This window comes from Veillonella parvula, assembly GCF_001553335.1.
Taxonomy (GTDB): Bacteria; Bacillota; Negativicutes; order Veillonellales; family Veillonellaceae; genus Veillonella; species Veillonella parvula_S.
Genome location: NZ_KQ960777.1, coordinates 21019 through 37724, shown reverse-complemented (window position 1 = coordinate 37724; position 16706 = coordinate 21019). Strand labels below are relative to the sequence as shown.

14 protein-coding genes and 1 pseudogene are annotated in these 16706 nt (G+C 39.0%); 3 read left to right on the top strand and 12 right to left on the bottom strand.

Annotated elements, in window-relative coordinates; genetic code table 11:
• Positions 1–204: 204 nt before the first annotated feature.
• The 4 genes from HMPREF1865_RS01355 to HMPREF1865_RS01340 all read right to left on the bottom strand — a co-directional run bounded on the left by HMPREF1865_RS01355 (position 205) and on the right by HMPREF1865_RS01340 (position 4092).
• The gene (locus HMPREF1865_RS01355) at positions 205–1518 is read right to left on the bottom strand and encodes a DUF445 domain-containing protein (RefSeq protein WP_060918951.1); all 1314 of its coding nucleotides are present in this window, start codon (positions 1516–1518) and stop codon (positions 205–207) included.
• On the bottom strand, positions 1515–2750 hold the full coding sequence (locus HMPREF1865_RS01350) for a DUF445 family protein (RefSeq protein ID WP_012864917.1): 1236 nt from the start codon (positions 2748–2750) through the stop codon (positions 1515–1517). The genes HMPREF1865_RS01355 and HMPREF1865_RS01350 overlap by 4 nt, the downstream gene beginning before the upstream one ends.
• Positions 2751–2845: 95 nt before the next feature.
• Positions 2846–3547 carry an MBL fold metallo-hydrolase gene (locus tag HMPREF1865_RS01345; protein ID WP_060918950.1) on the bottom strand — a complete coding sequence of 234 codons (702 nt, stop codon included), beginning with the start codon at positions 3545–3547 and terminating at the stop codon, positions 2846–2848.
• Between the two features lie 188 nt (positions 3548–3735).
• The gene (locus HMPREF1865_RS01340; protein ID WP_060918949.1) at positions 3736–4092 is read right to left on the bottom strand and encodes a winged helix-turn-helix transcriptional regulator; all 357 of its coding nucleotides are present in this window, start codon (positions 4090–4092) and stop codon (positions 3736–3738) included.
• A 440-nt stretch (positions 4093–4532) separates the two neighbouring features.
• On the opposite strand from HMPREF1865_RS01340, the gene ygiD reads away from it, so the two are divergent.
• Positions 4533–5327 carry a 4,5-DOPA-extradiol-dioxygenase gene (ygiD, locus tag HMPREF1865_RS01335; RefSeq protein WP_060918948.1) on the top strand — a complete coding sequence of 265 codons (795 nt, stop codon included), beginning with the start codon at positions 4533–4535 and terminating at the stop codon, positions 5325–5327.
• Between the two features lie 173 nt (positions 5328–5500).
• On the opposite strand, the pseudogene HMPREF1865_RS01330 reads toward ygiD, so the two are convergent.
• The 5 genes and pseudogenes from HMPREF1865_RS01330 to HMPREF1865_RS01310 form a co-directional block, all read right to left on the bottom strand.
• Positions 5501–5771 (bottom strand): annotated as a pseudogene (locus tag HMPREF1865_RS01330) (hypothetical protein).
• A gap of 31 nt (positions 5772–5802) precedes the next feature.
• The gene (locus HMPREF1865_RS01325) at positions 5803–6597 is read right to left on the bottom strand and encodes a hypothetical protein (protein WP_008602116.1); all 795 of its coding nucleotides are present in this window, start codon (positions 6595–6597) and stop codon (positions 5803–5805) included.
• Positions 6598–6873: 276 nt separating this feature from the next.
• Complete coding sequence (locus HMPREF1865_RS01320; protein WP_060918946.1) at positions 6874–7533, bottom strand: DUF542 domain-containing protein; 660 nt, start codon at positions 7531–7533, stop codon at positions 6874–6876.
• A gap of 264 nt (positions 7534–7797) precedes the next feature.
• Positions 7798–8796: a phosphate acetyltransferase gene (pta, locus tag HMPREF1865_RS01315; RefSeq protein ID WP_008602113.1), complete on the bottom strand. Its 999-nt coding sequence runs from the start codon at positions 8794–8796 to the stop codon at positions 7798–7800.
• A 57-nt stretch (positions 8797–8853) separates the two neighbouring features.
• Complete coding sequence (locus HMPREF1865_RS01310; protein WP_060918945.1) at positions 8854–10068, bottom strand: ATP-binding protein; 1215 nt, start codon at positions 10066–10068, stop codon at positions 8854–8856.
• 345 nt (positions 10069–10413) lie between these two features.
• Between HMPREF1865_RS01310 and HMPREF1865_RS01305 the strand changes: the two genes are divergently transcribed.
• Complete coding sequence (locus tag HMPREF1865_RS01305) at positions 10414–11091, top strand: lactate utilization protein (protein ID WP_060918944.1); 678 nt, start codon at positions 10414–10416, stop codon at positions 11089–11091.
• Here the strand turns inward: HMPREF1865_RS01305 and HMPREF1865_RS01300 are convergent.
• Both HMPREF1865_RS01300 and HMPREF1865_RS01295 read right to left on the bottom strand, forming a co-directional pair.
• Positions 11069–11344, bottom strand: a complete 276-nt coding sequence (locus tag HMPREF1865_RS01300; protein ID WP_004694625.1) for a helix-turn-helix domain-containing protein — start codon at positions 11342–11344, stop codon at positions 11069–11071. The genes HMPREF1865_RS01305 and HMPREF1865_RS01300 overlap by 23 nt on opposite strands.
• Positions 11345–11829: 485 nt before the next feature.
• A complete protein-coding gene (locus HMPREF1865_RS01295) occupies positions 11830–13182 on the bottom strand; it encodes an NAD(P)-dependent oxidoreductase (protein WP_004694624.1) in 1353 nt (450 codons plus the stop codon).
• A 433-nt stretch (positions 13183–13615) separates the two neighbouring features.
• Here HMPREF1865_RS01295 and HMPREF1865_RS01290 point away from each other — a divergent pair, with 433 nt between their 5' ends.
• Entirely contained in the window at positions 13616–14803 is a 1188-nt protein-coding gene (locus HMPREF1865_RS01290; protein ID WP_060918943.1) for a MalY/PatB family protein, read from the top strand.
• Between the two features lie 217 nt (positions 14804–15020).
• Here the strand turns inward: HMPREF1865_RS01290 and HMPREF1865_RS01285 are convergent, their stop codons facing one another.
• A complete protein-coding gene (locus tag HMPREF1865_RS01285; RefSeq protein WP_060918942.1) occupies positions 15021–16667 on the bottom strand; it encodes a DUF438 domain-containing protein in 1647 nt (548 codons plus the stop codon).
• Between the last annotated feature and the right edge of the window lie 39 nt (positions 16668–16706).

The following is a 16706-nucleotide window of genomic DNA, read 5'->3' as shown; positions in this document are numbered from 1 at the left end:
CTGGGGGTTTAGTCATGCCTATTCGGCGTACAATAACACAAACGGGACTGACCATTGGTCAGTCCCGTTTCTATATCCATTTTAATTCAAAAAGCCCATAATGTAGAATTAATTAAACCATAAAAAACTAGCATATAGAAGCTCCTTCTATATGCTCGTTTTTGTGTATTTAATTTTAAAGCAACTTATTATAGATAATTAACTTTAGCCTACAAATTGTTGCCAAAACGGCATATATACATATTCTAAGAAGGTCCATACAAGCAGACCCGCTACAGCACCAACGATAGCGCCATTAATACGAATCCAGCTGAGATCATCCTCCACCTTAGATTCAATAAAGTAAATAAATTTATCTGTACTGAGGCCACCTAATACTTGACGTATGATAGTTTCAATGAGGTCATACCCTTGTTCAAGTACGTAGTCGCCAATATCGTGTAAGGTTTTTTCAATACGATTTCTAAGATCTTCTGATTGACCGTATACATTCCATAATTCAAGAGCAATATTAACTAAGACCTGAGCTGGCGTCTCCCCATTTTCATCCCCTATGAGCAATAATTCTTCTATATAAGGGCATAAATGGTTTTCGATAACAGATTCCCAATCTTGTTCACGAATCCAACGTTCCCACGCTTCATCAAGAGCATCGCAGACTTCATGGTTTTCTTCAATATTACGAATTGGTTCTACCCATTGTCGCAACCAAGCTGTTCGTTCAGGGCTATTTGGTCGTTTCCAGCTTTCCAGCATAGCATAGGCCTCTTGGACAATAGCCTCTGCCATTTCTTGATAGTTTACTACATCGGTAGCTTCGGACATAGAAATAAGGAAATCAGACCAGAAGCCTTTTCGCTTTTTCTTATGTGCCTCTTCTGCTACGACAGCGGTAAGCCAGGTAACCATAGCTGGATGATTAATCCGTTCTTGAATCACGTTTAAAACTTGTACAACCATACTTTCATAGCGATTATGCTCACATAAATCGAGTAATACGTGTTTCAAAACAGGCACGAGAGAATGTTGTTGAAGCAACCCGCGAATGCGTTTTGCCCCCCATTGTGCCCATTCTTCATTAGTTTGAGATTTCCATAAAAGGTGTAGTCCTTGATGAATCACAAGGCGCGCTGCTCTCTGCCCCTCAGGAGACAACAAGAACTTTTCAAACAATGGCACAAATTGCACATTTTTCAATAATACCTTACAACGCTCCTTGGTAAGCATCTTCGTCTCTACAAGTTTAATGACACCATTAATGAGGCGATCTTTATTGCGAGGAATTAGCGCTGTATGATATGGGAAGCCTAGTGGCTTGCGAAATAAAGCCGTTACAGCAAACCAGTCAGCCACACTGCCGATGAGGGCAGATTGAACCGCCCAGTACAACGGTTGATACCAACTTTCATAGCCAAAGAAAAATTGTCCTACGAAAGCAAAGCAGTACAATACGGCAGTCAAGCCTAGAATGCCATTAGCACGCTGTTTCAAGGTAAGGGATTTCAAATAACTAATCATTTGAGCACCCCCTCTACAATGATGGTCAAACCGTATAAGATGCCGCCAAGGACAGCGCCTATAAGGGAACCATTAATACGCACCATTTGAAGGTCATAGTACATTTTGCCCCGAACAATTTGAGTGATTTCATCAGGCGAGTAACGAGATAATTCCTGACCTACCACACTGTCGATGAGCGGGTTCAACTTCTGCAACCACGGAATACTACGCAACAAGAAGAACCGTTCAAACGGCGCCTGCTTATCTGGATTCAACAAAATTTCGGTGCCGAGCACATTAAAGCGATCGATAACGATGTCCATGAGGCGTTTCCAGTCCAATGTATCCCCATCGATAAGTTTGCCTTCCCATTCTTCAAGAACCATTCTAATCCACTGATTTTTATGTTCTTCGATGAAAGCTTGCCACTCTGTATTGGTTTCTAGGTTATTGAAGAATCGAATTGCTTGGCCCCATACATAGCGCCCCAATGCAGAATCGATAGATTCATTTTCCTTCAAGAACTGAACGGCTTTTTTCTGTACCGTTTCTACCAATCGTTCTGGTGAAAGTCCATCTCCACCAAAGGCGATAGCCAATTCGCGAAAGAAAGAATCCTTTGTATAAGTTTTCATAATGTCTAGCATGACGCGATACAAATACGGGTATACCTGATTTGATGCGATAACACGCTGACATGTGCGGTTAAAATAAAGCCAAAACACGCTTGCTGTGTGACGTTCTAGCATACAACGACCAAAGAGAATAACAAGGGGTGTTGCTTTCCAGTTTGTAACCCCCTTATAAATAGCCTTATTAATCTCTTGGCGCATCGGTTCAATATCCATATGAGATAAAACTTGATTGCCCACACCGTACAAGAGATTTCGAATTTGAACTTGTCCCACATCGCTCATGCCGTATTCAACGATACGGACCATAACGCGTTCTTTTTTGATAGCATAATACATCTGTGGCACGCGCAATAGCTCTTCGCTGAGCATAGTGCGGCCTATTTGAATTAATCGTTCCTTACTGCGCGGCAAGATTGCCGTTTTGAAAGGAATGCCTAAAGGCTTCGTAAAGAGAGCCGTTACTGCATACCAGTCCGCGAGGCCACCTATCATAGCTGCCCCAGAGATATGCATGATAAAGGCCCAAAATGTATCATGTCGCTGCGGATATGAAATTAAAAATATAATAGCCATGACAACCAACAGGGTGGTTGCCACTGGTTTGGTTTTCATCATCACTTGATCCTAACTTACTCAATTACGCATATAGACTGTCCCTATATAACGTAGTGACCTCGAGGTCTACGGACTTTCACACTTATATCTACAATCTAAAATGTAGCCTCATCGCCATCTTTTTGAGGTTCCCAAATCGGCACCTCCCCAAAGAGAGCTTTAAAGTACACAGACGGTGTCCATAATGGACCATTCAAATGCATTGGAATAAAGGCTTTATTCACCTGTACACGGCGCAAAAATTCAATACTGCCCCACTCCATAGCGTCTTCCAAACGATTGTCTACAGGGAACATCGCTACATCTACGGACAAGCCCTCTAATTCCTTAAACTCACGCCAAGCCATGCGCTTTGCATCCGCATTGTTTTCTGGCGTATCACCAAGCCAATGCCACCAATTAAGGTCGCCTGCATGGAAGATAGAGTCAGAGTCGATATTCGCCGTATTTGTCTTTACGTAAAAAGAACCACCTTCATCGGTGCTGCCATACATATGGATGCCTACATCATCTAATAGTGCATCTTGGCCAGGGCGCATGGTAATACATTTTTTTACCTTGCCCTCTAACGGCACATCTTGATGGCAAATATAGCGCGTTTGAGGACCATCAAATTCCGTAATGGATGGGTTAAAGTGATCTCCATGAGTGTGACTCACGAAGAACCAAAGTTCACGACCTCGTTTAGCCAACTGCCAAACAATATTATTAGGATCCTTATAATAATCAAACACATAGCAACGCTTACCATCCTCTACAAGGAATCCACTATGCGCTAAAAAAGTAACATGTAACATTATTATCAATACCTCTGATTTATTGAGAATTTATATCATTCGTATTTTTTATTATACCATATTTTTCTAAATACATGGCATAAACAAATGGCTATTCATGACACATATAAAGGCCTTTTTTAAAGTCTTATCAAATATATAGTGCCCCATATGTATCATAATAAGGGCAGAAATGCCGCTGGCATTTCTTAGATGCGGCCAGCGGCTTTCATATAGTCGATATATTGGTTACCCCAGTTTTCAAGGGAAGCTAACACAGTTTTAAAACCAGTCCCCACTTCAGTAAGGCTATATTCAACCTTTGGTGGAATGGTTCCATATACTTCACGATGTACAAGGCCATCATCCTCCATTTGGCGCAACGCTCTTGTAAGTGTTGCTTGTGTGATTGGATGTAATCTCCGTTCTAATTCACGGAAGCGCACAGGACCTTCAGATAATTCATGCATAATCAACAAAGACCATTTGCCAGCCAATAACTTTTGGCTCGTTGCAAAAGGACACCGCCCCACTAAATCATGAACATTTACAAGTTGCTCTGCCATTGTCATTCTCCTTATATATCTAGCTTAAGTAGCTTGTTATAACAAAATTAACATCTATAACTAAGCTACTCTTTATAGCTACACTACAATTTCTATTTCGGTATTAGAAATATTTCCACTTAATGTAGTTCAAATCATATCACAATTTTTTAGAATTGCAAGTATTTTATAGTATCATTTTTTAGGGTACAAAAATTTTTGAAAATTTTTTAATCAGTAAATATCACAATTCTATTATATTTGATAGTACCTATCTCAAATAATTCTACTATTCAAAATATTTGCACCAATATATAATAAACTTACTAACTAAATACAATTATCGGTTGGTGAATCAATAACTATTAGATTTAGTCATCAACATTTATAGCTAAACAATTGTATCAATTTTACAGCATTAAACAGATTACACATTATCAATTGAAGGATTAGGTGATATTATGAAACGCATGCCTACACTATTCGTCGGTCACGGCAGCCCTATGATGGCTTTAGAACATACAGAAACAACAAATACTTTCAAAAGTATAGGACAAAATATAATTAACAACTATGGCAAACCAAAAGCCATACTTGCCATCTCTGCCCATTGGTATGCAGATGACACCTATGTTCAAAGCGCAGAGAACCCAAAGCAAATTTACGATATGTATGGATTCCCTCAAGAACTTTACGAAGTTGTGTATCCTGCAAAGGGTGACAGCAATTTAACAAAAAAAGTACAAAAATTACTGGGTAACTCCGTTTCTATAAATGACACTTGGGGTATCGATCACGGCATGTGGACTGTGTTAGTTCACATGTTCCCTGATGCATCGATTCCCGTTGTCCAACTATCTATCAATAAATACCTAAGCCCAAAAGAAGCCTATCAACTAGGAACAAAGCTTCAGTCATTACGCGATGAAGGCTATCTTATCATGGGCAGCGGCAACATCGTTCATAATCTAAGACGCATAGAATGGGATAATCCATCTGGCACCTCCGCCACAATTGAGTTTGACCAATATATTTCTAAGGCCGTCTTAAAAAACGATATAGATGCTATTGTTAATTACACTCGACATCCTCAGGCTAGCTATGCTGCACCTACACCAGATCACTATCTGCCATTAATCTATATTATGGGTGCTAGTGAAAGTACAAAACCGACTGTATTTAATCAAACCTATAGTTTGGGTTCCCTATCGATGACAGGATTTATCTTTGAGGATGAGCCTCAAAACATACTTTAAGCCCATAAAGATACAAAAATCTCCTAGGAAATTTTATTTCCTATTCACATAAAACCTTACATTACTATGTATAAACAAAAATAAATAAATATATATGTATTTATTTATTTACACAAAAGAACCGCTAGTTACAAAAACTAGCGGTTCTTTTCTTTACCATACTAATGACTCTACTAAATGAGTTTTTTAATGAAAGCTTCCATTTCCATCGGTTTTACAACAGGCTCGAAGCGCCCTACCACATTACCTTTACGATCTATAACAAACTTAGTGAAGTTCCACTTTACCTCATCGTCCTTTAAATAATTAGGATCGATACCATTGAGATAATTTAAATCCACATTTGCTTGCCGTGTTAACAATGATAAGAACCTTACCTTCATAAGTTTGTAAGGATTGTAATTCACCAGACTTAGTAGGCAGGGAAAATTGATATACAGACATGGAATCTCCTAATTTAAATTAAAAATCTTTATTACACTAATAATGTTTTCACATCATAATTAAATTTTGCCGTTGTTTCCGCCGCAGTTTTTTGCCATTCTGTTGTTGCTGTACCATCTTTTTCAAGGAAGAATCCAGAATCAAGATAGCGAATGATAATATAATTGGAATCTTTTTGATCAAAGCCATTACCACGAGTGAAATCGATACCATGACCTGTATTGCGCGTTACGATAGCTTCCAACAAAGGCAACGTAATGGCATTCAACGTAATTTTCATATCACATTTGTCGAAAATCTTTTTAAAGAAAGAACTAGGTTTTTCTTCTTTATATACTAATAGTTTACTAATTGTACCATTAGATGCACACACTACGCGACGAATTTCATTAATAGGAATATCTACCTTACCATTCGAAATAACACCGTTTTTAATAGTAATTTCTCGTTTACCCATATAGGAGTAATCTAGTGGCAATTGAAGAGTATCTAAATTCGCAGGGAAGTCCGCTGTCAATTTATGGCGAGCAAAAGCAGCAATGATTGCTTTGGTTTCACGAATATTATGACCAGTATTATAATCTGTACGGTCAGTATCTAAATCTTGACCTTCTATATTTTTCCAATTATGGTCTCTAAATATAATCGAATAGTTACTATTTGAATTTAAATATCTTGTAAGATGAAGCTCATTTACATCATCAAAATCAATGTCAGTTATAACTTGTCCATTCGAATCTTTACAGAGTACACCATTGTAACTAACCGTTAATATACGATCCGTACTTTCAAAAACAACAGGATTTGTGTCGAATACAGAAATCATAGCCCTCTCCTTTTCACGACTTCAAACATAACTACACCTGTATATATCAAGTGCATTTACTCAATATATTGATTAAAGATATTAATCAAATATAGTTAACTTAATCATACACCTTCTATATGAATTTACGCAAATGATGTATTTCCCCCATACTATAGCTACAAACTCATGATTCTCAAGATAACAAAAGACACCAACCATTCGATTGGTGTCTTTACTACATACAAGGAGCCATTTTGCAAGAGCTCCTTGTCATTATACAGATGATATTATAATCTATTTCATGTCAAACAAAACAGAATTTTCTAAGAAAATATGTTCATGCAGGCCTTCTTCTAAGGCTTTCATGGTCTTAAATACATAGACATAAGTAGCACAGCCATCTGCTGGTGCTGTGTACTGGTTAGTCAATGCACTTAAGGATTCCAAAAGTACACCTGCAGCTTCGTGTTCAGCCCGAAGTTCATCAAAGTCTATGGGTTTACCCGCTTTAAACTCAGGAAAGTCTACATGTTCTTCATGCCGGAAATGAGGTACAAGAGCGGATTTGAGTTGCAAAAAGGTTTGATAAATCTTTGTCAATTCCTCACCATGATGGTCATAATGTACATTTAGTAGTTTTGCCAACCCTTGGTCAATTTCATCAATCATATTTAATTGTTCTCTATGATAGGTATGAACAATGTAATCAATCAATTGGTCTTTAGAATAACTAAGCACCTCTGCACGAGAAGATTTCTGAGCAACTTGTACATCATTTAGCATAGCAATGTATGCATCCACATCTTTACCTTTTTCTGCAATAGCCTCAGTTAAAGGATGTCCACCACCACAGCAAAAATCAATTCCATCTTTTGCTAATACATCCATTAACTCTGGATTTACTTTAACCGCATCAGCTACGGTCATGGATTTATTAATAGTCCCAAAACTCATAAGATACACCTCCAATGGTTTACGCCGATCTGTTTTCTTATAGTTATACTATACGACCAACCATGGATTCTGTCTGTCGCAGTGGCTACGAATTTGAAAGTGACATAACAATAATGATAATGCTGTAGGAAATAACATGGCGTGATGAATATAAAATATATGAATATATGTTGAACATACAAAAAGCTGACCCTATAGAGCCAGCTTTCAGCATATCAAAACATATATGACATATATGTATATATAAAATTATGTAGGCAGCTATTAGATACTTTCAACAGCAGCGATAGCAGCAACGTCTACAACGTCTTGAGCAGAGCAGCCACGGGAAAGGTCATGAACTGGTTTAGCCAAGCCTTGAATCAATGGGCCAAGAGCATCAGCGCCGGAGAAGCGTTGTACCAATTTGTAACCAATGTTAGCAGCTTGAAGATCAGGGAAAATCAAGATGTTAGCTTTACCAGCTACATTGGAGCCAGGAGCTTTCTTTTCTGCTACGGAAGGAACAATGGAAGCATCCAATTGTAATTCGCCGTCGAATTTGAAGTCAACGTTGCGTTCTTTCAAGATGTTAACAGCTTCAACCACTTTATCTACTTCTGGAGTGGAAGCAGAACCTTTTGTGGAGAAGGACAACATGGATACGCGAGGGTCAGCCATGCCAACAACTTTGCGAGCTTTTTCTACAGTGGATTCTGCAATATCAGCCAATTGTTCGCTAGTTGGATTAGGCAATACGCCGCAGTCAGAGAATACAAGCATACCGTCGTCGCCATATTCTTTTTTGCTTGTGAACATGAACATGGAAGAAGATACAGTTTTAAGACCTGGTTTAGTACCTACAACTTGCAATGCAGCGCGCAATACGTTTGCAGTTGGGCAAGCGGAACCAGCAACCATGCCATCTACTGCGCCAAGGCGAACAAGCATAGCACCGAAGAACAAGCAATCGCCTTTCATAGTTGCGTCAGCTTTTTCAGGAGTCATGCCTTTTTTAGCGCGCAATTCTACGAATGTATCAACCATTTCTTGGTAACGATCGTAGTTAGCAGGATCGATGATTTCAGCACCTTCGATGGATACACCAACAGCTTTAGCAGCCTCAGCGATTTCAGCAGGATTACCAACGAGTACAGGTGTTACGAAACCTTCTTTCAAAATAATTTCAGTTGCTTTCAATACGCGTTCATCTTTGTATTCTGGCAACACGATTTTTTTACCTAATGGTTTTACTTGGTCTTTTAATTTTTGAATTAAATCCACGATTTTTGCCTCCTTAACATTGGCATTACGCCATATCAATACTATTATTATAGCAAGTTAACGACTCTCTAACAACCATTCTAAAACATTTCGTTGTTGAATTCCGTCGTAGTTGGCATTTTTATTTAGTTCATCTAAGGTGAGCAAAAACTTAGAGTATTGGTCTTGTACCGCCTCAAGCGGTGCTAGTTCTTGGCTCAAAGTATTAGAGTCAAGTACGGTCTCACTAACTTGATAATATTCGGTAATTCCCCCTTTTTGTGCTACAAAATCTATTTCACCCTTAGCCAGTTGCCCTACATATACGGTGTATCCTCGTCTAATGAGCTCTAGAAAAACGATATTTTCTAGTATATGACCTGTATCACGGCTCGCATTCCCAACTAGCAAATTTCGTAATGTTACATCAACACTATAATACTTTGCATTGATACGTAGTAATTCTTTACCTCGTACGTCATAGCGATTTACCTTATATAACAACAAGCTATCCTGTAATCCTTGTAAATACCGTTCTACAGTTTTATTATCGATTTTTCGACCTGCACTAACGAGAGAGTTGGCTATTTTATTTGGTGAAAGTAAACTACCAACATTCGCCATAATATACCGCACTATATCTTGTAAAATTGTGACATCATTAATTTTCAATCGAGCCACAACATCATGCAATAACAAAGTATTATATAATCCACGTAAGTATTCTTGAATATCAAAGTCTTCGCCCCCTAATTGCTGAGTATAAGGGAAGGAACTTTCACGAAGATAGGCCTCATAGGCAGGAATCAAAGAATACTGATTACCCTCATACTTGCTATGGTAAAACTCACTGAAGGACAATGGCAACATCTGAATTTCCACATATCGTCCAGTCAATAATGTGGCGATATCAGAAGACATAAAGTATGCATTGGAGCCCGTAATATATAAATCTGTGTTCTCTTTTACAAACAAGCTATCTACGACACGATGAAATTGTTCTACATGCTGAATTTCATCAAGAAAAATATAATTCGTTTCATTAGGCTGCATACGTTCTAAAATATATTGATACAACGCATGGTAATCTCGCAAATGCTCGTATTCCAATTCTTCAAAATTAATGGAAATAATCTGTTCAGGCTTCACATTATCTGCCAATAACTCATCTTTAAACAGCCTAAACAATGTAGATTTACCACAACGGCGTATGCCTGAAACGACCTTAATAATAGGCCGCTCTCGATTACGCCGTAAAAAATCTAGATATCCTTGGCGCTGAATTAACTTCATAAGGGCCTCCTCATCTATGTACCTTCTCATAGATGGAACCCATGTATTAGTAATATCAGATATCATATCACTTACCTAATAAATTTGGATTCCATTCCAACTTTATATTAATTTTATCATAAAGTTGGATTTCATTCCAAATTTTTATTATTTTAAGTATAAAATTGGATTAGATTCCTAAAGTTTTACTTTAAATTTTAACATACAGCACTTCAATTAATGTTTATCTATGAACTACATACCAATAATTGAACTCTTTACACATAATACGCTACAATGATAGAAACAAAATACGGATAGCCAAATGCCAATTTATATTCCTTATACACCCATTTAGGAGGTCTTATGGCAAATACAAAGACAACGATCAACGCTGTTATACATCCAAAATACAACGACAATCCTATAGACATAGAGAAAACAATTAAAGCCTTGGAACGCAATAATTTTGTAGTCCATTATTTCGAAACAGGTACTGAAGCTATTTCCTATTTAAAAGTTCGTATTCAAAACAAACGCGTAGCCATCGGGGACTCTCGCACGTTACTAAAACTCAACGCTTATGAAGCCCTATCCGAAGTCAACAAAGATGTAATGGATATCCAACGTCCCCTTCCTGGTGAAAGCTTCCGCGACACCGCATTGCGCACCATGGGACGTGATGTATTTCTCACCTCAGTCAATGCTCTTGCTCAAACGGGGGAAATGGTCAATATTGATGGTACGGGTAATCGTGTTGCCGCCTCACTCTTTGGCTCTCAAGAGGTATTTTTTGTGCTAGGTATCAACAAAATTACGCCGGATTTAGCTTCCGCCATCTATCGTGCACGCAATGTGGCCGCTCCGCTCAACAGCAAAAAGAACAAAAAGAGCTCTCTCAATCCATGTGCCACATTAGAAGAGAAATGCTATGACTGTGGTTCTCCCGACCGCATATGTAATGCATTAACCATTTACTATAAAAAGATGCGCAATATGCAAACTATGGAAGTCATCATCATTAATGAATCTTTAGGCTTCTAATTGTTTGCGGCCCATTCAAAAAGTCTTGTATATTCATTTCTCCAAGTCCATACACTACTCTATAAATTGTGGACCACCGAGGATCTACGGCACCACTTTCAAGATCACTAATATAAGATTGGGCTAAACCAGATTTATCTGCCAATTGATATTGAGTCATTCCCAATTGTCTGCGCCAAAGTAAAATCAATACACCAAGCTTGTGAACTTCTTGTCGAACTTGTAGATCTTGACAACATACGATAGGATTCATGCCAACCTCTATCTACTTTCTCCCTCAACACATATTTATGCCTTTACTATAAATCTGGGCTCAATCATTTCCTAGTAGTGGTTGAAAAGCGATAACACAAAAGCCTTAACAAAAACTAATGTGTAAATCATTTTAGTTAAGGCTTTTGTACTATGCAGATTTCATTGCGTAGGATTTCATCATTTCGTGGAATTTTAGTATATATAAAAGTTATTATCATTAAAAATACAGATAGCAAATCAAAAATACAGGTATTATCTATATATTGCAATTTTTAAACAGCATTTATACATTATGCATACACTTGATTTATAAAATCACCTAGTTCTATTCATAATACAAGAAGACTATACGATATATAGTAAATGCGATATATAGTAAATACGCAATATTGTTAAAATACATTTAGGAATAATAAGTCTATTCATAATACAAAAGGACTATACAGTTCAACTGTATAGTCCTTTCTATGTATTCATATAACATTATTGATTTGCACTTTCTTGTGCTTTTTTGATTTCCATGTATTTTACCATGCCATCAACAGCTTTTTTAGCTTCACGCATAGCCAATACTACAGTAGCAGGTTTATGAACAACGTCACCACCTGCAAATACGCCTTCACGACTAGTCATACCATATGGATCTTCAGATGTAATAATATAACCTTTTTCATCTACCTTTAAGTTATTACCTTCACCTACAAGACGAGCATTTGGTTTATGACCTGCGGCGATAATGATTTTATCAACAGGCATTACTTGGAAATTACCAGTGCCGTGGATACCTGCACCATCTTCGTTAAGCGCCATCACTTCATATTTGAAGCCTTCAACCTTATCTGTACCTTCTACGCCTACTGGAGAAGCGAACCATTGGAATTGAACGCCTTCAGCGCGGGCTTCTTCGTATTCAGACAACAAGGCTGGCATTTGTTCTTGGCTACGACGATATGCTACTGTTACCGCTTCGCAGCCTAAACGTACGCATGTACGAGCCGCATCCATCGCTACGTTACCACCACCGATGATGATAACACGGTCACCTTTTTTAACAGGAATTTGATTTTCATCAAGTTCCCCATTTTCTACCAATTGTACATTCGTCAACAAGTACATTGCTTGGAATACACCAGGTACTTCATCGTTTTCCATGCGCACGTCTTGAGGAATATGCGTACCAGTACCGATGAAGATAGAATCATATCCTTCAGCAAAGAGATCGTCCAAAGTTTTATCTTGGCCGATAAATGTATTGCATACGAACTTAACGCCTAACCCTTCAAGACGAGCGATCTCACGACGTACAACGGCTTTAGACAAGCGGAATTCCGGAATACCAAATAAGAGTACGCCACCTGGTTCAGATTGGCCTTCAAATACAGTTACCTCATAACCGAGTTTAGCCACATCACCAGCTACGGACAAACCTGCAGGCCCAGAACCTACTACAGCTACCTTACCGAGATCTTGTTTGATTTTCTTAGGCTTGCGAAGTTCATTGATGCTTTCAAAGTCAGCCGCGAAGCGTTCCAATTTACCAATGTTAATAGGCGGTTTTTTCGCCTTATTCATGATACAGTTGCCTTCGCATTGATTTTCTCGTGGGCATACGCGACCGCAGATAGACGGTAAATTTGTTCGTTCCGCCAAGATATCATTAGCTTCACCAAAATTACCACGTGCGATAGCTTGGATGAAACGAGGTATTTCGTTTTCAATAGGACAGCCCATACGGCACAAAGGCTTTGGACAATTTAAACAACGTTTTGCCTCTGCGAGCGCTTCCTCCATCGTATAATCCGCATCAAAATGTAGTGGTTTTAATTCGTTACTCATGGCACATGCCTCCTAACAAGGATCCAGTACTATACTTACAGCGTTGCATGCACCTAAGCATTCCGATGAGCCCTCTCACATAGGGACGCCGCCACATGCTGCTAACATTTATCTTTTGTAACCATTTGATAGACGTGTGGTCACTGGTCAGACTCACACCATTCTATAGTATATTCTAAATTGTGAAAGTCCCAACAGTCAAGCAAATATAACACCTTTTGTATACGAATATAGCCCCTATTCATGCAAGGATTGCATAGATTTTATACAAGTCCATTTACATATAATAGGATGCATGTATACTGATAATAGATACAGTAATAAGAATTAGAGATACACCTTACGGAATAGAAATATCTATTTTGTAATTGAATATATACATATAAGAATTAAAGACATACAACTCAAGGTATATCCTTATATGAGGTTTCTTATGAACACAGCAAAATTCACTAGCAAATACTATATAGACCGCCGCGGTTCTCATTCCCGAAAATGGGACGGTCAGCATTTAAAATTCAGTCGCACCGACCTATTACCATTATGGGTGGCAGATATAGACTTTATGCCACCTCAGTGCATCCAAAATGCCATCTGTAACTATGTGAAAGCCAATCCTCTAGGTTATACTATGACAAATCCAAATTATATAGAGGCCGTCATAAATTGGTACAAACGACGTCACAACTGCGGTATTGAACAGGACTGGCTCGCTAGCGCCCCCAATGTCATTACCGGTATTATGTGGTGTATTGGGGCTTTCACAAAACCAAACGATTCCATCGCCGTTCTAAATCCTGTATACGGCGCCTTTGATACGAGCGCCAGCGATGCACAACGTCACATCATCGCAGTTCCGATGAAACGGAACGAAGATAATCGCTATACTGTCGATTATGAGACCTTTGAAATAGCAATTATCGAGCACGATGTGAAGCTGTTCATTCACTGCAACCCACACAACCCTGTGGGCCATGTGTGGACGGAAGAGGAGATGGGCCGATTATTTGGCATCTGTAAGCGCCACCATGTGCTCATCATAAGCGACGAAATCCATCAAGACCTTATTACAGGCCCAACAGCCTTTACATCATCCTTAACCGTAAAGAGCGGAGCCTATGTAGATAACATGATTGCCATGTCCTCCTTGTCCAAGTCGTTCAATATGGCTAGCTTGCACCACGCAGAGGTTATCATTCCTAACGAAAAGCTACGAAGCCAATTCAACGCCTATAAAGCTCATGTATACCATACGGACTCAGACGTTATTGCCGAAACTGCCATCACAGCAGCCTACACTCACCCAGAGGCCGAAGCATGGTTAACAGATGTACTGGCCATGGTTCGTGAAAACTATGAATATCTATGCCGAGAGCTTTGTACGGCATTACCAAAAATCCGCATCAGCCCTATGGATGGCACCTATTTAGCGTGGATTGACTTTAGTGCCTATGTAAAGCCCGAAGATATGCACGACCTATTTGAAAACAAATGCCACCTCGCACCAAGCTTTGGCGAATGGTTCGGAGGCGAAAACTACGCAACCTTTGTACGTCTGAACTTGGCTACAAGCCTAGAAAACATAAAAACCGCTACCCACAGCATTATTAGAAATATTTAACATATCAGTCATATTAAGCATAGTAATTGTATCCAATCATACTATCCCCTACACAACCTTAGTACATACAGCGATGTATGTGCGGTAAACTATAAGGCATACAAAAAGACTGCTCTACCACCAAATCGTGTAGAGCAGCCTTTTTTCTATATATGTCTTACTTTTCTATATATGTCTCATATATGTTACCTATTCAGGTTACCACATATATAGGGTCTTATTTAGTTCTAGCGAAATGATCTTTTGCAAATTTCATGTCTTGTACGAGTTCCAATGTACCAATATAGTTATTGTTTTGGTCACGAACAGCCATGTAATTAACATAGAAAGGACGGCCTTGCTTTTCAAGCCATACTGCTACATTATCGCGATCACCTTTACGGAAAGAATCGATGATACCACGTACAATTGGTTCTACCTTTGGCGGATGGCAGGAATACACATCGCGACCGATAGCTGTCGTAGGGCGTTTGAAAACCTTTTCACCATCGTTGAAGTAACGGTTAATGTCTTCGTGATCAACGAAGGTCACTTCCATTGGCATTGTATTAAGCATGGCATTTAATTGATCCACAGTCAAGCTACCACCGATTAGAGCAATGGTATTATCATCGCCACTTGCTTTTGTTGTTTGTGTTGCTAATGCGGTTTCAGCCTCTGGCCAAGCAGTGCGTTTTACCCCAAAGATTTCTTCATATTGCGCTGTATCTTTGTAGATTTGGTACCACTCTTCAGTACTGAAGTTTTCTGCACAGATTGGGAACAAAATATTTTGTTCTTTATAAATCATTTCTTGCGCACGTGTAAGAAGCTCATCAAAACGTCTATACCAATCATCTACGCTTTGGCTAGACTTAGCTAAATCGCCTAGTTGGTCCCGAATATCACCATCAACAGTCCACATAACCATAGATGGACCAGAAATATCATAGGCTACTTTCAAATGCGGATACAAAAGGTCACCCTTCTTAGCATAGTGAACAGATACTTGACGCACTGCATTTACATCATCAACGGTTGCCGTTTTATCTGCCACCTTAGGTCGAATGGATTCAATTAACGCATCAAGAGCCTTGTTTTCCTCTGTTAATTGATGGAGTGGATGTCCTACAGTTTCAATCAAGGACACCACACTTTTGCTCTTCTCTTGAGCCTCTAACACAGCCTCAACCTTAGCATGTTCTGACTCCATTTGTTCATGAATGGTAGAACCGTGGAACAAGGCGGAGTGAAGGTCACATAATTGTTGCACCTCAGCTAATGGTGTACCTTCACGCATAAGACCTTGCTCAGCTTTCATAATTTCACTAGCCTCAACATGGGCGAATTGACTAGCAAAATCTTCACGAACGGCACCCAGGTCTTCGCCTGTGCCTAAACGTTTCAAGAATCCTTTAAGTTGCTCTACACGTTCGCTATCTTGAACAGTATCTTCAGCCTTAGCTTCGGAATTTTCTTCCGTGTTAGCTTTCGCTGTAGTAGATGCTGCTGCATTTGTTTCTACTGCGTCTGCTGCAACTGTACTAGAAGCTACCTTAGCAGATGCATCCGTAACATTAGACTTTGTAACCGCTGCAGTAGGTGCCACGCCAGGATGACCCGTAGATTCCGCATCATCACCCGATAGGTTTGGCATGTCACCTTCTAAGGTAAAACCGGCTTTCATAAAAGCACCCACGATATCAATCATGGATACACCTTTCATTTTAGCCCCTTTTGGGATAGTCATGATTTTGCCAACAGAATTCAACATCACCTTATTTGTGATTTCGCTGAATCCTAATTCCTTCATAATATCTGTTACTTCAGGATATTCTTTTACCAAATCATATACAGATTTGGATAAATCTAATTTCTTTTCCATTTTGTTCCCCTCGTGTCAAAATCTTTATAATATACTTAC